The organism is Saliphagus infecundisoli (assembly GCF_020177375.1).
GTDB classification, from domain to species: domain Archaea; phylum Halobacteriota; class Halobacteria; order Halobacteriales; family Natrialbaceae; genus Saliphagus; species Saliphagus infecundisoli.
Map to the genome: position 1 here is coordinate 16065 of NZ_JAIWHV010000016.1, position 16879 is coordinate 32943.

Genomic DNA, 16879 nt, shown 5'->3' on the forward strand with positions numbered 1-16879 from the left:
ACGAGATACCTACATCATGTCCGCCAGCGCAGTCATTCACTGACGATAGGTACCAGAGAACACAGCCCGTAGACACTGGAAACAGGTGTATCGTGCGGTCGAACAGTGGTCGGATAGAAATTCAAACCAATGTCAGCAGAAACAAATGGAGTAGATGTCGAACGGCTCGGACAGACAGTTGAAGCACTCACTGATGACTCAACAGGGGGCCAATTTCGATTTCGGGCAAATACCGAATGGACCGACGGTCTGCGATGTGTGACTGCGATCGATGATTTCGATCAGGCTGGCGAGCAGATCCACACCCAAGAGTTCGCGATCGAGGGCGACGAGCCCGAACAGATCCTCGGCCAGCGAACGGCCCCGAACGCGGTCGAACTCCTGCTCGCCGCCCTCGGGTCGTGCCTGAGTGTCGGGTATGCAGCGAACGCCGCAGCGATGGGCATCGAGCTCGACGAGCTCCAGTTCGAGATGGAGGGTGACGTCGATCTCCGTGGGTTCCTAGGGATTTCCGAGGAGGTCCGCCCGGGATACAACACCATGACCTGCACTGCCTACATCGATGCCGACGCGTCAGAGGAAAAACTCAACGAACTCCGTGATCGAGTCGAAGCGACCTCACCCCTGATGGACAACATCATGAACGCCGTCCCGCTCGAAACGGAGGTCGTTTCGAGCTCCTGAGGTGGGACGGATGGCCCAAACACTCGACGTCGAGAAGTTAGAACGGGAAGTCAAGAACGTTTATCGGGATGTCGCGGAGACTCCGGACGGAGAGTTCCATTTCGAAATGGGACGAGATCTCGCCGAGCGCCTCGATTGCGTAGCGGTAGCGAGCCTCTCTAGAAGGATCGGTCGTTGCTAATGAATCTTCTGTGCGTCTTCGATCAGTCGGTCCAATAGCGGCGGTGACGAATAGTCGAGGTGTTCGCCGAGTTCGTGGCCAAGCTGCCTCAATGAGGGGCTTGCCGGAGATACCCTCGATGACCCGACTCTGACTGTCCGGATCTCTTCATCTAACCATCACTCACAGCCTTCTTGGTCGCCTTCAGTGGTCTCCTCGGCAAGGGTCGTTTCGTGAGCGGCGAGATTGACGCCAAGGATCGTTAGATCGTAGCCCGCCTGGACGATGAGCTGGATGTATGATCTCTTGCAGACGGGTCCCCACGAAAGGGATGTATTGAGTGCCATCCCAACCTGTACATAGGGAATCAACAGCTGGTCGAAGACGCTAATCGATACCCTCGGAAAGATAATACCGAATCCAGCGTGGACGGGTTGGCCAAAATAGGCCCCCGAATCGGCGCTTTCGGGGTCGATCTTCAGCGTCCCGATCGCCGCTTCCGGAACGACCTCAGTCCCGTCGTAGACAAACCCGGTATCACCACCGAAGCTGAACCGCGACGTTGCGGTCGCTGAGGCGTTACTGACGACATTGATGCGTGCCTTCAATTCGATCGATGTCGTGACCGTGATCGGAATCGCCCCGACCATGAAAATGTGCCGGAACATGAACCCGCCGGGAAGCGGAATCTCCGTTTCCTCCTCAACACCGGAGCCTGCGGCTGCGATATCGATTTCGATCTCGCCCTCTAGCTGGTTCGCCTCGACATCCATCGCCGTTAATTCGCTATCCGCATACTCCACCTGCCCGGTGGCTCGAACGGCCTTCGCAGTACCGATACCCGTAAATCGAAGGTTCGCCTCGCTACCCGAAGGAGACGTCATTTCGGCTTTGAGCCGGACTTCATCACCCATCGGTGTAAGACCGAAGACGTAATCGGTGGTCCCCTGTGTGAACTCGAGTTGCAGGACCTCTCGGTCCCCATTTTGCACTCGTTGGAACGTCGGTCGTCCCATCACCTCCCCCGCACGGTTCGTCACAGCGACGTCCGCAAGCGCGACCGTGCTCGACGCTGGCGACACGCCGAGACTGTTCGAACTGCCCAGAACCGAGTCTTCGGCAGCAACCCGGTCAAACTGCTCGCTTGTGTAGCTCGAGGTGAATCCGAGATCAGCGTCCCAGCCGACAGTCCCGTCACTGATTGCCTCATTGAGCGACGCGAATTCAGTGTCGACCACCAGTGTCGATCCGCGTTCCTCGACAGAGTTCACTCGACGAAGTGCCAATCCAGAGATCCAGAGGACTGACCCTTCCTCGAAATCGACACCTGACGATCGTAGACGATCCGCGTCAAAGATATACTGGTGAGTCTCGAGATCATACGTCTCTAAGGCGGTTAGATCCTCACCTTCGAGAAGAACGGTTTCAGAGGTAAGATCGACATCGAAGGTCGTATCGACGTCACCGGCCGGCAGAAGAAACGGGTCTGCATCATCGCTCACGAATGGGTCTCCCGTACCTGGACTAGGGTCCGATCCATTTCCAGTACCTCCGCGAGATGGCGCATCGCCCCCGCTAAGACACCCAGCCATACTGGCCGTACCAGCGGCAATCGCGTGAAGAACATGCCGTCGGTCGAACCACCCTTCATATTGTTCCGTCGTCCGTTCTTTCATAATCGCTACCAGTACGATATCGGACAATATGAATATATCTGTGGTTGTATATTGGTCTCAAATTCGACTGGTTTCTATAGATCGGGGTGTGTGAATAATTCCTGATAGCCAACTCATCCCCATATACACGAAGAATTATGGGCTGGAAACGTGGTTTACAGAAATCGATCGACGGAGCGTACTAATATGATCCTATATATAAATTTTCTGGATTAGTAGCTGTCAAACACTGATAAATACATTGATATATATCCTCACCGAATAATGATCTGCAATGGGAACAACTGATCATCTACCGGAGAAGGGAAAGGACATTACGAACGAAGGGTCGAAAAAGTCACCCACTCGGCTGTTTCAGAGTGGATCGACTGGAAGACGCGGATTTCTTGCTGTCGTAGGAACGGCCGCTGCTGCAGGGTTCCTCTCGACGGGAACTGCAGGGCAGTCGGCTGGAACTCTCGAGAATGATGAGGTCACGCTCATGCTCAGTATGGGAAGTGGGGTCGGGAGTTTTACCCTACGAGCGACGGAGCTCGATGATGGCTATCTATTGTACCCATCAGCAAGTACGACGTATCTCACGGTCCAGGTGGATGGGACGAATTACACGACATCGAGTGCGGGCGAGCAAATGGACCAGTATCTCACGGACGAGCCAGCTGTCGATGGTGAGTCTGTCGCTATGGCCTGGCAGTTACCCGAGGGAGTTGTCGTCACCCAAACGATCGAGCTCGTCGGACCGCTCGCGGAATTCACCGTTGACGTAGAAAACACGAGCGGACAGGCCCACGACGTTAACGTTCGGTATCTCTTCGACTACCAGGTACAACAGCAAGACGGCAGCCCAATCTGGCTCCAGAACGAGGTCTTGACCACTGAACGGGAATTTGAGGACCTGACATTCGATTCCTGGAACACGTACAACCAGATCCCGGATCCGACGCTCACCGGTCTCGCAGAGATTGAAACGGAGCCCCAGTTGATCCAGTTCGTCTCGTGGCCGAGCGCAGTGGGGGTCGCCTATGATTACGAGATTGACCCCGATCGGCAGTTCTTCGATCCCGAATACGAGTCGGGAGACAGTGCTGGGCTGCTCTATTGGGAGCTCGGGTCTATCGCTGCGGGTGGCACGAGAAGTGTCGTTACCCGATACGGGCTGGGTGAGCCGGGTGAGGCGGCCGAGACGTTCAACCTGCGATTCGAGGATCAGGAAAGCGAGGGCGATAGTGTCGTTGTGCAGTCTGTCTACCTTCCGCAAGCGGGATTCGTCGTTATTCACGGCGAGGATGGCGACGTACTCGGTGTCTCGGAGTATCTGACGGCTGGTCCTCACGAGGACTTGGAAATTAGCCTCGATCCGGCCCTAGAGACAGATGCAACGCTAGTTGCGATGCTCCACGAAGAAACGAATGACAACGAGGCATTCGACTTCGTGGAGACTGATGGTGCAGAGGACGGCCCGATCACCGATGGGGAGGGCAACGCTGTTACCGATGATGCGTTGATCACGCTCCCGGGAGACGAACCCGAAGAGCCTGAGGAGGAGACCGAGGAGGAGGAGGAGGAAGAAGAGCCCGAAGCAGAAGAGGAAGAGGAACCTGAGGAGGAATCCACCGAAGAAGAGGATGAATCGTCGGATGATTACTCACGGACATACGAGGCCCACCTGTCCGGAGAGGACCACGGGATAGAGACGGATGCGGGAGGACGTGTAACCTTCACCGTGGATAGCCACGATGAGGGAACCGACATTCACTACGAGGCGACGGTTCAGGATATCTGTAACGTCACGCAAGCACACATCCATCTCGGTGCTGCATGCGAAGATGGTCCAGTCGTCGCTTGGCTCTACCCCGAAACCGGCATGGAGCCTGCACTGATGGCAGGTTCTGTCTCTGGTACGCTCACTGAAGGGACGATCACTGAGGACGACCTCATTGACGCGTGGGAAGGGGCTACCATCGAGGATGTTGAGACAGCTTTCGCAGAAGGTGAGGTATACGTCAACGTCCACACCGAAGATCATCCAAGCGGTGAGATCCGCGGCCAGATCCAGTCCACTTCGTAACTAGAGGCGTGTCCCGACACGGACTCTCTGGCGGGCGGTTTCCCCCACCGTACCGCCCGCTCATGCTGTTACTAGCCTTGATAGTATCGATCAGGACGTCGTCTACAACGCGTTGCATGATCTCGAGCGGTACCGACAATTTCTGGTGGAGGTTCGTGACCACCTCGAATCGATCGGCGCGCTTAGCGAGGAACTCTAATCGCTGACTCTGTAAACCGTGATCGATAGTGCCGGATTCGAGTAGTAACAATCATTTCCTTCCGCATGAAATCGGACACTGGAGACGGTGTAGCCCTTTCGGCTCGTTTCGCTCGCTTAGGAACGAGGCTTAGCACCCCTGATTACGGCCACTCAGGTCAGAATATGTGTTCCTGAGAGATCTCATCCACACACTGATGTCCGATAGTACACATGCTAACAACAACGGTTATTACCAATAAAAGTGTTCACCCTATACAGAATGGTCCCAGCTACGTACGGCGAGCTCGCCAGGGCGAATCCGAAGCGACTCATGTGGTGCCCGAGTTCGCGATAACGAGTAGAAAAGAGGGCAACCCACTAGTTCATGTCTTCAAGAGATTCTGATCAGGATATAGACGGAGTCATACCTCACGCTCGCGAGCTTTGTCAAGAAGAGCTTACACTGACACACAATGAGAAACAGGCCTTTGAGGAGTTCGCCACTCGAGTCCAAGAGCTCTCCACGACGTCTACCCGTTCGACTGCCCCAGCGCAAGCGACTACTGGACCCAGTACCTCCACACTTGACCCGGTACAGATAGCCGACGGGACGAGCGATGTCCGAGAGGCATATCGTAAGACGGTGATGTCCGTGTCACATTACGAAGAGATGTATGGTGAAGCACTTGCCGAAAACGTGAGTAAGGAACTCAATCCTGAGATTGCGGCCGTTCTTGAAAACGATACTCCTCTCACGCAAGAACTGTGTCAGTATGCGAGCGCCCTGGCGCACGAAGCACAGACTCAACGGGAACAATTCAAAGAGACCATTATCAACGAAACGCAATCACTCGAAATCGCAGAAGAAGAACTCCACGCGATCGAATCAGCGCTCGAAGAGATGAACGTGCGGATATTATCTGAACAGTCCTACATCGAATTGGAGAGAGTATGGGAGCAACTGGATGAACTCCAGGACCGAACGGAAGCAATTTCGAAGGAGCGTCAAGAAAGGGTTCATGCGATCGTCGTTGACATGCGCTCCAATGGTCCAATCACGTTGCAAACCTACCTCTATCAGCCGTTGTCAACTTCCTTTCCTGTTCTAGCTGAGTGTACAGACACGCTCAGGAAGATACTGATGGCCAAATCGTCCGTTATCGACTCACTTACGCGGCGAGTATAAGAGCCCGTCCAAAAAGGGGTTTTCAAAATCAGATGTTAGAAACCCATACAATACCGCTCATCGTTGCTTCTTGGGTTCGTTCGCTCAGTCACCAACACGAAAATTGGTAGGGCCAAAAAATTTGAGTTGATTCCTCGGCCTTTAGATCGCCTATGGCATTAATTGAGTAAATTTATTGATAAGCTATTCCATAGCCATGGTGCTCCCATCACCTTGGGATCCATCAGCATTACCCCAAGTGCCTTCTGTGAAATCAATCGCATCGGTCCACTTACCAACGACGGACGACACTGCGAGATCGCCAGTAACATTGTTCATTGTTGCGATGCGGCCCAGAATCGGATCCACACCAGCGACAAAGCCAACAATCTCGAGAGGAAGCCCTAACGCGTTCAATATCACTGTCAACATGATTAAGCCCGCTCCAGGGACACCCGCGGTGCCGATGCTGATCAGAATGACAGTAAACAGAATAATAACCTGATCACCGATCCCGAGCGAGACGCCGACGAGATTTGCAGCGAACACTGCGGTCACTGCTTGCCGAATCGCCGCACCGTCCATATTGATCGTCGCCCCAAGTGGCAGACCGAAGCCATAGACCGACTCATCGATTCGCAGGTTTTCTTCTGCATCAGCGATCGTCACGGGAAGCGTCCCACTCGATGAGCGGATCGTAAAGGCCGTCAACATGGCGTCTTTCGCGCCATCAAGAAAAGCAAGCGGCGATTGACCCAGAATTCCGACTATCATGAGACCGAGATACGTAACGGTCATATGGATACTGATTCCGACAGCGATCACACCAACAAGCGCACCGAGCTGCACGATCGTGCCGAGTCCTTCGGTCCCAATCGAGGTAGCCATCAGCGCGAACACGCCGATGACGCCGTACTCTAGAACACCCCAGACGATCTTGAACAGCGCCTGCGTGCCAGCATCGATAAATGCAAAGAAGCCGTCGATAGGCTCCTCTACGGACCGATCAGTGGCTGTCTCGCGGACCATCGTCAACGCCAACCCGAACACGATAACAACGAATATCGTCCCGAGAATATCACCCTCAACCATTGCCGCCAATGGGTTCTCGGGAACGATTCCTAACACGACTTCCGTAACTCCCGGTGGTTCGGCTTCCTGTGCTTCGCCACCGGTGAACTCCACTGCCCGGCCAGGATTAAACAGATTCGCGACGGCTAGTCCGATGCCGGCTGCGATTGACGTGGTGACGATATAGAGCCCCACTGTCAGCCCTCCGACCTTCCCCAAGCGTGACGGAGTGAGCTTTCGCATTCCACCGAGCAGAGTGAAGACAATGATCGGGATGATGAGCATTTCGAGTAGTCGCAAGAAGAGATCCCCAAGCGGACTCAAGACACTCGCTTGTTCACCGGCGACTGCACCAAGTGCAGTCCCGAGTACGAACGCTGCAGTGATACGATAGATGATCGGGATAGAGCGATAGGCGCTCCATCCACGACCGAAAATCGACGCTTGAGTTGTGCTCATCGTGTGAATTTGCGACGGCGGCTATCAATCGGTGTCGTTGCCGGTGAAATCTCCCGATACCTATGAGCCTGGATCATCAGAGGTCGCTAGTGCCCCCAATCTGTTGTGCGTTCGATAAAATAGAACGTTCTATATTCCCACCATTCCTAATATAAATATGTGTAGGTCTGTTTCTTTCTCTGACTATCACCGCCCTATTTACGTCAGACAATGGTCAATGAACCGTGAAGAGATACTAGCTGGTAATCACCACGCGCCTCACTTGAGCTCGCGCCACCCACGAGGAATCCATCCCATGGCCACAAACGAAACCCACGCACTCGGCTCCTGTCCGCGGTGTAGCACGGAGATCAAACCCCTGCACGTGCTCATTGAGTACGAGAGTACACCAGGAGAACAAAACATGTTCGCCGAGTGCCCGGCGTGCCAGGAAGTCGTAACCCCCACACCAACGCCATGATACGACTCGCCACCCGGGTGAAACGTGCTGTGCGCCCCGACGACGCTGTCGAAACCATTCGCGAGTGTCGCCATTGTGGGACGAGTGTTGACTCAAGCTCGTCCGCGTGCCCAACCTGTAATACGGCTGAAATCGCTACATATACGATTCAGGAGCCATAGTGAAGGATGAACAATAATTTTGTCAGGACTTCAGAGGGTTGAGAGATATACGAAATCGATTGCCGCTCTCAGTCTCGTTTCAATGTGAAAGTGGGTGTAACTTTCTGAATACCAATCTCTATACGCTATTTAACTCATGTATTCCCTGTCGGTACACAAATCATGCCAATTTCAGCCATTATCTCACCTTGATGCTCTTTCATTGATCCTCAGTTTAGTTTGATTCGAAGCGAGAAAGTGGGTAACGGAACTGAGTACAAGCGCACTAACGACCAGTCCTGAAACGAGATGTATCGTTGCGATTGACAAGACGGGGATACTGAGATACGCACCTGCCATCCACACCATCCCACCACTACTCACAAGCGCATACCATTGCGACCATCGATCCGGTCGCTTCTGTACTATTGTGAGATACTCTTGCAGAGAATCTGCGTTCTCCGAGAGAGTGATCAGACCGCGGTCTTTGTTGTAGTCAATGACTCCCGCGTCATCCATTTTCGGGAGGTGCGTCTGGTAGAGAGCGACGTAGACGCGTTTTCGCTGGTCGGATTTTAATTCACGTACCTCGATGTCATTCTCCCAGGCGGCGATTTCTTCAGCAAGCTCACTCAACGTTATCGTCTCATCAGCCTCCTGGAGATATGCAAGCACCTGGCGTCGACGACGGTTTTTCAGCAGATCAAAAATCACGTCCTTCGAGAGCTGATCTTGTGAGGGTGCGTCTACAGTGTCTCTAATCTCTTCAGGGAGTTCGTCTGTAGAATCGAAATCGAGTACGGGCATTAGGTATCCTCCTCAGTTATCGAAACATCGCTCATTCCGCCCGATCTGCAGGCGGCCTGATCAGAAAGCTCCCCTGGGAGCCACATACCAGTGGTAGCAGTCGCCTTTTGCGTTATCGAGTGGTGATGAGTGGTGGGCACAGGAACCGTTCTATGGTGGCGTCTGTAGAAGGTATAAGCAATAAGGGGCGTTTGCAGATCCTGCGACTCTGGTTTGATATCTAAGAGTCATGCAACGACGAAATTCATTGCCACTACTCGTCGCGGATCTCGAGATCGAACTGCTCGTTTTCGGTGACGGCGTTAAGGACGACGCTGGTGTTGGATTCGTTGATATCGGAATCGGCCAGTAAGGCCTTGATCTGGTCGTTCATCTCGTCGGTGTCCCGAAACCGCCCGATCGCGATCACGTCGTAGTCGCCGGTCACCTCGTAGACGTTCGTCATCTGCTCGAACTCACGCAGTCGGTCGGTAATATCGGAAAGGGCACTACCTTCAACTTTGAGCTGAATGACTGCGGTGACGTCGAAGCCGAGCGCGTCGTAATTGATCTGTGGAGTGAATCCCTGGATAACGCCCTCTTCTTCGAGGTCCGAGAGATGGTTCGAGACGGTCGTCACCGAGACGTCCAAGTCCTCGGCGAGACTCCGGAGGCTTGCCCGACCGTCACCTAACAAAGCGTTCACGAGTTCTGCGTCGAGGTTTTCGTACGTCATCAACTACGGCTATAATACCACCCCACTATAATCTGACGAACGGTCATCGGAAAGAGACCCAAGTGAATAATCACAGAGTATTGGGAGATTATGATATTGCCGTGTATAGAATCGGACCTCTGGCACAGCAAAAAGACTCGCTAGTAACCACGGACGTGTCCATCAGGAAATCATAGACCGGAATCCGACCTTCCGAAACAACCGAACGGAGAGGCCCAGTGAGCAGGCTCGTCGACCGGGGAACGTTGGAATAATCACTAACCATCGTACGATAAATCGTATACTCGTACTGGAAAGTGACACGACGTTTGCTTTCAATTAGATGGAGGGAGCTGTATCAGATGATGAATGACCAAAACCCATCTGTATCTGTATATCAGTACTGGGATATCTTCGGATCGGACGGACTAATACGGCTGCAACTGGTCCATACGATATGAACAGCGAGTACCTCTCGTGGGCGTTTCTCGGTCTCTTGGCGTACACGTTCGTCGCACCGCTGATGAAGGTAGCGACGAGCGACATTCCGAGCAACGTTGCCGTCTTCATTTCGAACCTGATACTCGTTGGGGCGGCCGCTGTGGTCGTGCTCTTCACGAACGAATCAGTCACACCGTATCTCACCCATCCGAAGGCCCTCTACGCCTATGCGGCCGGTCTCGCGCTTGCGGTCGGCATTATCGCCTACTACCGTGCGCTCGCGATGGGCCCCGTGAGCGTTGTCACACCGATTTTCGGGATGTTCCTCGTCACGAGCTCACTCATCGGGATTGTCGTCCTTGGCGAATCGCTCACCATCAGAAAAGCTGCCGGCATCGGGTGCGCCATCCTCGCCGTCTATCTTACAGCCGTCGAATAGTGTAACCAATGATTAGCAGTACGTCGGCAGTTGAGCCAAGATAGTAGGGTGAAGGAATTGGAGTGCTACCGATGAACCGACCGATCCACGTGACGTAGGAGGGTCCGAAATCGATTAGTTCGAATCTTGGACATCGGTAACGATGTCTTCGAGGCGACTTCGGAATGGACCTTCGCCGTCGAGTACCTCACCGGGACGGACACGGTATGTTTCTCCGAGTTTTGAGGCCCGAATAGTCCGGTTGTCGTCTTCGATAGTGGTAGTCATCCCGCCATCGTCGAGGCGCTTCTGTAGGGTACGGACGGTCTCAGATGGCTCTTGAGAAGCGTCCGATGTAGAGGGTTCGGCGTCGGTGTCAGCGTCCGCTGGACCGTCGGTTTCACACTCGCCGGTTCTGGATGAGGACGTCGCTTCATCGTCAGTCTCTGTTGCAGGGTCGGTTGCTTCGGGTGGCTCACCAGATTCGAGTCGAGGGGCAGGAAACGAGTAATACCGGAGATCGCTGTCATCCAGTGTTGGATAAGAGATCGGCGCATTGCGATCCCAGTCAGGAAACGAGTCGGTGAGAGTATCCTCGAACAGGACAGTCACAACTGGTGCATCCGATGGGTAGTCAGGATTGTCCTCTGCAAGGGTCGTGTCCAAGCGAGGAAGATCCCACTCCTCAGCAGGAGTATCGCGAGTGTTCACGACGATTGCGGGATCGGGATCATCGTCATCGCGATCGTGAACAACATCGCCGATGGTCCAGCGGGAGTCGGTCATAGATGACTGCTGACAACCGGATTGAATAAGCGTTTCTGCTCCGTTCGGGACGACGGGATTAGTGCCGGGATCATCCCATTCATGACTTGGTGACACGCTCTTCCGCAATCTGGCGAACAGGACGTATAACCGGGGGATGCGATCGGTCTTCCTCAGCTAAAATGGTGTTTCAAGCCGTAATATGGTGGAGGTTGTTGTGTGTTAGCATATTGTTTCGCTGCGTTGAGCAAGAGCGTCGATTCATATGCCGATGAAACGAACCACCCTCAGACTCAGCGACGAGCGCCAGCGATCCTCAAGGAAGCCAGCGCGATTGTCGCCGACAGTCCGGAGGACGACCCACCGATGTCAGATGTGATCGACGCGGCACTCACCCATCTCCTCGAGACTCGGCTTTGCACGTAGTGCGGGTGACATATATATTGCCGAAACAGCCATGAAAGGCAGTCTACTGACGTATTTCCCCTAATGAGCGGAACGACGAGTTGCCCCCGACAGGAGCGACCGGCCCACGTTTTCGTACCGATCGGTGTGCTATCAACGAGATCGGGTGCTTGACCAGCGTCAGAATATCTGGTCAACAGCCACTCTTCTGCTGATCTGGCGATACAAGTTGTAGCATCTCCAACATGCAAAGCCGAGCTCGAGAGTGAAACGAACATCCAGAAGGCTCGCGACGAGCATCCGCCCCACGCCATCCAGTCGATCGCGAACACGAGTGTCCTAGCGCTGCGCTACCGGACGCGAGTCGAGAGCCGGTGGCGGTAGGAGTTGAAAATTGCAGCGCGTTTTACCTGATTCTCCCGTTACATCCAGGTGCGAACTGACCATCAGTGATTCTTCCTGTTCCGAGAAATGTTACAGTGGCCATGCGGGATATACAGCGCGGCTGTGGCACAGACTAAAAGGTAATCTGTGAGGTTTGGAATTGGTTAGTACGGCACATGACTTGGAGATCAAGGATCAGATGTATCGTCGAGCGGTATGTCTTCAGGGGCGTCTATAACAAGGTCAGCCTCGATCACGCAGGTTTGGAGACGCGTGATCACATCAGGAGCGAGTTCGAATTCGGAGGGAAGTTCATCGTGCCAGTCCCAATAGCGTGTGTAGATCGTCACCTCGCTCTCCTCAAAGGGAACGGCTCGAAGGAAGAATAGCCGGGAATCGATGTCGGGGTCCTGAAGAATGCGTTCGACGAGACCAGCGGCTGCATGCTGGTTGGCGTAGAACGCTTGTTCGAGCGTTGATTGGCTCCATTCCGGTTCGGAACTGTGAGCCACCTCGTGAATGCGAGCGGCCACATCGTGATCGGAATGGCCGATTCCCCAGCCATAGGCATACGAGGCCTCCCATTCAAGATAGCCGAGCGAGGGCTCAGACAACGCCAGTGGTTGCCGGTCTTCAATAGGAAGTTCGCGATCGGCGAAGACTTGAAGGTAGTCAAGTGCCTCGGCGGGGATTGATTCCACACCGTCTGTAACGCGTCTGCGGATCACATACCGGCCGCACACATTTGCAATCAGATGGCACAAGCCGGGTGGCGGCGTCTCGATGCGAGGATCTGAAGTATCGAGTAACTTGCTAAGCACCGGCCAGCCCTCCGCTTTGACAGTCTCGTCTACGTGTGTGGCCAGTGGTTCATAGTATGTCCAGACCAGATCGCGAAGGGTCTCGAAATCTTCCCATTCGAGTGTCTTCCACAGCAGATGCGTATATTCATCGATCGCCTGAATACTGGTGTCTCTCGTGAAATCGCGCTTGAGAGACACCTCTAATGCAGACGTATTATTTATCGTGAGTGAGTCGAGCGACTGCTCAACCCGCCTCTCGTCAATCCGGCCGAGTTCCTCTCGGTCGTGGTCGTGGTACAGGTGGGATCTGTAGTTAGATTCACTCTCGAATGACTGCTCGCAGTACCGGCAGTCGGGCATACCTACACTGGCAGTAGCGCGTCACAGCACATAGAGATACCGCCGAATCTGGATGAATCTTGATTATTCTTCGAATGAATGCAGTCAGCACCCAGTTGACTCTCTTGGTCGAGAAATGTCTCCAAAATCAAAGACGGTGGATGGATCCTCAAGACCTCACTGACAGGGAAAACGTGTGAATAGCTGGCGATCATAGAGGCTTCCAATGGTCGAAGCGTCCTACGATATTATGTTAGTGTACAACTCGGAAGCGAAGGATATCGAAGTGACCGGCGAGACGGAATGTCCGGTTTGTGAGGAACCAGTATTTCCAGACTTGACCGAAGAGGTGATGGATGCTGCTCTTGACTACGGGATTGAGGCACCCTTCGACTGTCCGGACTGTGACACTGCTCTTGTGTTCATCATTGAGCCGACGGCTACTGGCGAGGTTGGGCTGGGGATCTCGGTCGTCCGCGACCCAAGATAACCTCGCTCCACAGTGAGGCGCGATCCGCCGTGTCGCTGGGTGCTACGGGATGATACCGTAGTGGTGGAGCAGGGTGGCAAGTCCATGGGGGAATGTCTTCAATACCGCCGTACCGCTGTTTGAGCGTTTCCAGTTCATCTGTATAATGATCGTTTAACGTCTGTGCTTCTTGGAGGCCAGTGTCGGTGAGCTCCCAGACAGTTGTTGATCCGGAATCTTCCTCGGAGAAGAGCATGCTTGTCTGGCGTTCACCAGCTTTGGTGATGAGATCGCGCTCATGCAACGATTGCAGTGCCTCTTGGACGTCTGGTTCGACAGCGTCTTCGAGTTCCATCGTGCGTTGGAACGTCGGATGTCCCGGTATTTCGGTCATATCGGCGAGCTAGGCGCAGTCAACGACGAATTGGCCTGTTGTGTGCTGTTTGCTGCGATAGCCGTGTTTGTAGCGCCCGTCTTCGGCGGCAAGCTGGTGAATGATTACGTGTTCGATCCAGGTTTCTGTTTGCATGGCGGTTCAGTGAGCGGGATCGGTGGACGTGTCGTTCAAGCGAGGGCCTGTCTCGGGGTTGCCGACGAAGATGACCCTGCTGGGCTCGGTTGTTTTCACGAGGACGGTGTCGTCGCTGCTGTCACGTTCGTACAGTGCCGCGGTCTCGTCTTGGTAGTCAAGCAGGTATTCGCCGCCGCGTTGGCCGGAAAGACCGAGGTGAAGCGAAGCTGATCCGATATAGTCGCCGTTGGGCGTGACGGGCAGCGGAAAATCCCGTGGTGGTCGGTCGTCGGGAAGGCAGACGTGAGTAACTTCAATCGGTGTGCGCCACTTGTAGAGTTTCAGGTAATCCCCAGGTTGGAACCACCGCAGATTGCGTTCCCAGCCCAAGACGCGTATCCCTGCATAGTCGTGACGGTACGGTTCAGCTGCGAAGCCTGCTTCAGTGAGTGTGCCGTCCAGACAGGGGATCACATCGGGCACGCGCTTGTGATAGAAGGTTTCATCGCCCACGGTTTCGGTGTGGGTCGCTTCTGCTTCTGTCTTGACCTCGATCATGGCATCGTTCTCGTACGGGATGAGCGTGTCTGTCCGGAGTTGGAGATCAGGATACCAGTTGTCCTGCTCGATCGTGACGACGCGGGCATCATCGAAGGTCTGCTGAATGACGGTCTTGACGGCGTCAACCAAGTCGGTATAGACTGCTTCTTTCGCGTTTACCATAGCTGGAGCTATCGTGTCTTCAGGGGGAGCATGCTTCTATACATTTTTTTTCATCCGAATAGCATTCAGTCGTTCTGTTTTTCCACCAAGAGGATGGGGACATCGTATTCAACATCACCGGTGTCAATAATGACATGCGTGCGCTTCTTCTTGGCGATTCTGCCTGTGAACTTGATCTCATCGTCCTCAACTACCTTGACCGTCTCGCCTTCGGAGAACCGGGGCATTTTCTCAGACTGGATAGCGTTCCGTTTCCCCCGCATCCGTTCGACAACGTACTTGTTGAGGTCCTGCAGCTCGTCAAGGGAAAGCTCATCTACCGCCTCGTAGAGTTCCTCAAGCGTGGCCATACACACGGCTACTGGTTGGACTGGTTTAGGAGTATGGTGAGCAGTCAGAAGGGTGTTACGGCAGTTCGTGGCCGCAGTTCGGACAGAAGGTTTCACTTCCGTTTAACAGGTGGGTGCATTCCAGACACACCCGGTTGCTCGGTGATTCGGCAACGTCAGCCAAGAAATCAATCGGCGTAGCCTCCTCGGCCCTGGGCCCGTGACCATAAGCATCGCCACGAAGCGTACTGATCCAGATCACGCTCTCGTCAACAAGACTCACGTGTCCCGCTATCTCGAACCGGGTACCAATCTTGTACACTCTTGACGGCATGCGGTCAAGATTCGACCGTAGCTTCTGATTCTGCTCAATGTCCCGCTCATACACGTTCTCAACAGGTGTTGCCGTAACCCTCCCAGGAAAATTGGAGAGGGGTCCGAATCGTTCCTCAACTCGTTCCACCTCAACAGGAATGCCGTGCATTTCATATATTTTTTCTAATAGATCTAGAATGCGGTCATGGAACTCTTGTAGCTGCGCGTCGGCGTAGTACCGTAGTTTCATCTATAAGATGTCTGCTACCTGAATTAACCATGTTTGCGTAAATATTGGTTTTGGATGCGGCTCAGATGGTATGTCAACCATCTGTATTCGGTTAATCCTACTTCCGCGATCGCTCTTCCGAAATCTGGCGAACAGGGTGTATAACCGGGGGAAACGACCGGTCTCCCTCAGCTAAAACGGCGTCTCAAGCCGTAATATATCAGGGATTGTTGTATGTTAGCACATCGTTTCGCTACGTTGCGCAAGAGCGAGAGAAGTTATGGTAGACGTTGTCCTCCTCCGGTTGAGGGTGCGATCCGGCTGGCCACGGCGAGTCATGGAGTTTCTTGTCCGAGTTTTTGCTTCGAACAATTCATCATGCAAGATGGGGGAATGATCGGAGATGCGTTTCGAGACTGGCTCAATGCTCAACTTGAGCCGATTCTGACCGTTGAAGGAATGTACACCGAATCCGCCTTTCTCTGTCGAGATGACGGCAATCTCTGTTTACTCTGGTATATGGAAGCTGAAGACATCGGGCCCGTCTACAAAGCGTTTGAAACGTCGGATCACCCCCTGACAAACGAACGGTCATGGGCTGGTTCTTCGAAGAACCCGAGAAGATCCTCATAACTGATGTCAAAACTCGTTGTCGAGATAATCGATAACGTCGGAAACGTAGCGTTCGAGGCTATCCTCTTCGACCCACTCCGCGACGTTCTTTGGCAGGAGGTGTTGCTGATCTTGATCGTATCGGATAAAATTGAACGTCACGGGTGATTCCTTACGCTATACAGGATTTTCTGCTAGATAAGGTCTACGTCATGTGAGTTCTCTGCCGATGTTTCTTGGACAGGCTCAAAAGCGACTATCAACTACTCCTTCACGCGTGGGCTCCCAATAGACCGTGACTGGTGAGTCCTGAACCTGTACGCAATAGCTGTTTCAGATTCGCGTCCGGCAAAACCAAGCCATCCTGATCCCTCCGACCTGTGCCCACCCAGAATGACGCCCAGACACCCCCACCTGGCGATCACACAACTAGTGGAGCCTCCAGTAAGTTCCTACCCGGTTACGTAGCGAGTCCTACGGCAAACACGCGGGGAGTACTCTGCTGTCAAGAGTTCCGCTCAATCTATCAGGTCTCTAACTGGGTACGGATTAACTGGCAGGTCCACTAGACG

At 53.7% G+C, this 16879-nt stretch carries 18 protein-coding genes and 2 pseudogenes; 11 read left to right on the forward strand and 9 right to left on the reverse strand.

Going from position 1 to position 16879, the window contains the following annotated elements:
* Window positions 1–129: 129 nt before the first annotated feature.
* Both LCF40_RS15660 and LCF40_RS15665 read left to right on the forward strand, forming a co-directional pair.
* Window positions 130–684, forward strand: a complete 555-nt coding sequence (locus LCF40_RS15660) for an OsmC family protein (protein ID WP_224829172.1) — start codon at window positions 130–132, stop codon at window positions 682–684.
* 10 nt (window positions 685–694) lie between these two features.
* Window positions 695–817 (forward strand): annotated as a pseudogene (locus LCF40_RS15665) (methyltransferase domain-containing protein); the annotation flags it as partial.
* A 206-nt stretch (window positions 818–1023) separates the two neighbouring features.
* On the opposite strand, the gene LCF40_RS15670 reads toward LCF40_RS15665, so the two are convergent.
* Window positions 1024–2346, reverse strand: coding sequence for a hypothetical protein (locus LCF40_RS15670; protein WP_224829173.1), 1323 nt, complete (start codon window positions 2344–2346; stop codon window positions 1024–1026).
* A 448-nt stretch (window positions 2347–2794) separates the two neighbouring features.
* Here LCF40_RS15670 and LCF40_RS15675 point away from each other — a divergent pair, with 448 nt between their 5' ends.
* Together LCF40_RS15675 and LCF40_RS15680 are read left to right on the forward strand one after the other, a co-directional pair.
* Entirely contained in the window at window positions 2795–4588 is a 1794-nt protein-coding gene (locus LCF40_RS15675; protein ID WP_224829174.1) for a CHRD domain-containing protein, read from the forward strand.
* 565 nt (window positions 4589–5153) lie between these two features.
* On the forward strand, window positions 5154–5954 hold the full coding sequence (locus LCF40_RS15680) for a DUF7260 family protein (protein WP_425504249.1): 801 nt from the start codon (window positions 5154–5156) through the stop codon (window positions 5952–5954).
* A gap of 183 nt (window positions 5955–6137) precedes the next feature.
* Here the strand turns inward: LCF40_RS15680 and LCF40_RS15685 are convergent, their stop codons facing one another.
* Entirely contained in the window at window positions 6138–7463 is a 1326-nt protein-coding gene (locus LCF40_RS15685) for a dicarboxylate/amino acid:cation symporter (protein ID WP_224829176.1), read from the reverse strand.
* A 295-nt stretch (window positions 7464–7758) separates the two neighbouring features.
* Between LCF40_RS15685 and LCF40_RS15690 the strand changes: the two genes are divergently transcribed.
* On the forward strand, window positions 7759–7923 hold the full coding sequence (locus tag LCF40_RS15690) for a DUF7837 family putative zinc-binding protein (RefSeq protein WP_224829177.1): 165 nt from the start codon (window positions 7759–7761) through the stop codon (window positions 7921–7923).
* Window positions 7924–8267: 344 nt separating this feature from the next.
* Here LCF40_RS15690 and LCF40_RS15695 read toward each other — a convergent pair whose 3' ends face one another.
* Both LCF40_RS15695 and lrp read right to left on the reverse strand, forming a co-directional pair.
* Window positions 8268–8870 (reverse strand): DUF7344 domain-containing protein, encoded by a 603-nt coding sequence (locus tag LCF40_RS15695; RefSeq protein WP_114578389.1) that lies wholly within the window; start codon window positions 8868–8870, stop codon window positions 8268–8270.
* 253 nt (window positions 8871–9123) lie between these two features.
* The gene (gene lrp / locus LCF40_RS15700; protein WP_224829178.1) at window positions 9124–9585 is read right to left on the reverse strand and encodes an HTH-type transcriptional regulator Lrp; all 462 of its coding nucleotides are present in this window, start codon (window positions 9583–9585) and stop codon (window positions 9124–9126) included.
* Window positions 9586–10021: 436 nt separating this feature from the next.
* Here lrp and LCF40_RS15705 point away from each other — a divergent pair, with 436 nt between their 5' ends.
* Window positions 10022–10444 (forward strand): EamA family transporter, encoded by a 423-nt coding sequence (locus tag LCF40_RS15705; protein ID WP_114578387.1) that lies wholly within the window; start codon window positions 10022–10024, stop codon window positions 10442–10444.
* A gap of 114 nt (window positions 10445–10558) precedes the next feature.
* On the opposite strand, the gene LCF40_RS15710 is transcribed toward LCF40_RS15705, so the two are convergent.
* A complete protein-coding gene (locus LCF40_RS15710) occupies window positions 10559–11209 on the reverse strand; it encodes a hypothetical protein (protein ID WP_224829179.1) in 651 nt (216 codons plus the stop codon).
* A gap of 250 nt (window positions 11210–11459) precedes the next feature.
* On the opposite strand from LCF40_RS15710, the pseudogene LCF40_RS23735 reads away from it, so the two are divergent.
* Window positions 11460–11599, forward strand: a pseudogene (locus LCF40_RS23735) (DUF7386 family protein); the annotation flags it as partial.
* Between the two features lie 183 nt (window positions 11600–11782).
* Window positions 11783–11977 carry a DUF7386 family protein gene (locus tag LCF40_RS23740; protein ID WP_425504251.1) on the forward strand — a complete coding sequence of 65 codons (195 nt, stop codon included), beginning with the start codon at window positions 11783–11785 and terminating at the stop codon, window positions 11975–11977.
* A 188-nt stretch (window positions 11978–12165) separates the two neighbouring features.
* Here LCF40_RS23740 and LCF40_RS15715 read toward each other — a convergent pair whose 3' ends face one another.
* Window positions 12166–13140, reverse strand: coding sequence for a DUF8137 family protein (locus LCF40_RS15715; protein WP_224829180.1), 975 nt, complete (start codon window positions 13138–13140; stop codon window positions 12166–12168).
* Between the two features lie 205 nt (window positions 13141–13345).
* Here LCF40_RS15715 and LCF40_RS15720 point away from each other — a divergent pair, with 205 nt between their 5' ends.
* Window positions 13346–13609 carry a hypothetical protein gene (locus tag LCF40_RS15720; RefSeq protein ID WP_224829181.1) on the forward strand — a complete coding sequence of 88 codons (264 nt, stop codon included), beginning with the start codon at window positions 13346–13348 and terminating at the stop codon, window positions 13607–13609.
* A 514-nt stretch (window positions 13610–14123) separates the two neighbouring features.
* On the opposite strand, the gene LCF40_RS15725 is transcribed toward LCF40_RS15720, so the two are convergent.
* The 3 genes from LCF40_RS15725 to LCF40_RS15735 form a co-directional block, all read right to left on the reverse strand.
* Window positions 14124–14789 carry a hypothetical protein gene (locus LCF40_RS15725; protein ID WP_224829182.1) on the reverse strand — a complete coding sequence of 222 codons (666 nt, stop codon included), beginning with the start codon at window positions 14787–14789 and terminating at the stop codon, window positions 14124–14126.
* Between the two features lie 98 nt (window positions 14790–14887).
* Complete coding sequence (locus tag LCF40_RS15730) at window positions 14888–15172, reverse strand: hypothetical protein (RefSeq protein ID WP_224829183.1); 285 nt, start codon at window positions 15170–15172, stop codon at window positions 14888–14890.
* A gap of 55 nt (window positions 15173–15227) precedes the next feature.
* A complete protein-coding gene (locus LCF40_RS15735) occupies window positions 15228–15716 on the reverse strand; it encodes a DUF8045 domain-containing protein (RefSeq protein WP_224829184.1) in 489 nt (162 codons plus the stop codon).
* Between the two features lie 372 nt (window positions 15717–16088).
* On the opposite strand from LCF40_RS15735, the gene LCF40_RS23745 reads away from it, so the two are divergent.
* Both LCF40_RS23745 and LCF40_RS15745 read left to right on the forward strand, forming a co-directional pair.
* On the forward strand, window positions 16089–16328 hold the full coding sequence (locus LCF40_RS23745; protein WP_224829223.1) for a DUF6176 family protein: 240 nt from the start codon (window positions 16089–16091) through the stop codon (window positions 16326–16328).
* A 3-nt stretch (window positions 16329–16331) separates the two neighbouring features.
* A complete protein-coding gene (locus LCF40_RS15745; protein ID WP_224829185.1) occupies window positions 16332–16475 on the forward strand; it encodes a hypothetical protein in 144 nt (47 codons plus the stop codon).
* The last annotated feature ends 404 nt before the right edge of the window (window positions 16476–16879 follow it).

Bases quoted from the DNA above. Each gene is read 5' to 3' on its own strand.
- LCF40_RS15660 (WP_224829172.1), top strand. From the start codon at position 130: ATGTCAGCAGAAACAAATGGAGTAGATGTCGAACGGCTCGGACAGACA.
- LCF40_RS15675 (WP_224829174.1), top strand. From the start codon at position 2,795: ATGGGAACAACTGATCATCTACCGGAGAAGGGAAAGGACATTACGAAC.
- LCF40_RS15680 (WP_425504249.1), top strand. From the start codon at position 5,154: ATGTCTTCAAGAGATTCTGATCAGGATATAGACGGAGTCATACCTCAC.
- LCF40_RS15685 (WP_224829176.1), bottom strand. From the start codon at position 7,463: ATGAGCACAACTCAAGCGTCGATTTTCGGTCGTGGATGGAGCGCCTAT.
- LCF40_RS15690 (WP_224829177.1), top strand. From the start codon at position 7,759: ATGGCCACAAACGAAACCCACGCACTCGGCTCCTGTCCGCGGTGTAGC.
- LCF40_RS15695 (WP_114578389.1), bottom strand. From the start codon at position 8,870: ATGCCCGTACTCGATTTCGATTCTACAGACGAACTCCCTGAAGAGATT.
- lrp (WP_224829178.1), bottom strand. From the start codon at position 9,585: ATGACGTACGAAAACCTCGACGCAGAACTCGTGAACGCTTTGTTAGGT.
- LCF40_RS15705 (WP_114578387.1), top strand. From the start codon at position 10,022: ATGAACAGCGAGTACCTCTCGTGGGCGTTTCTCGGTCTCTTGGCGTAC.
- LCF40_RS15710 (WP_224829179.1), bottom strand. From the start codon at position 11,209: ATGACCGACTCCCGCTGGACCATCGGCGATGTTGTTCACGATCGCGAT.
- LCF40_RS15715 (WP_224829180.1), bottom strand. From the start codon at position 13,140: ATGCCCGACTGCCGGTACTGCGAGCAGTCATTCGAGAGTGAATCTAAC.
- LCF40_RS15720 (WP_224829181.1), top strand. From the start codon at position 13,346: ATGGTCGAAGCGTCCTACGATATTATGTTAGTGTACAACTCGGAAGCG.
- LCF40_RS15730 (WP_224829183.1), bottom strand. From the start codon at position 15,172: ATGGCCACGCTTGAGGAACTCTACGAGGCGGTAGATGAGCTTTCCCTT.
- LCF40_RS15735 (WP_224829184.1), bottom strand. From the start codon at position 15,716: ATGAAACTACGGTACTACGCCGACGCGCAGCTACAAGAGTTCCATGAC.
- LCF40_RS23745 (WP_224829223.1), top strand. From the start codon at position 16,089: ATGATCGGAGATGCGTTTCGAGACTGGCTCAATGCTCAACTTGAGCCG.
- LCF40_RS15745 (WP_224829185.1), top strand. From the start codon at position 16,332: ATGTCAAAACTCGTTGTCGAGATAATCGATAACGTCGGAAACGTAGCG.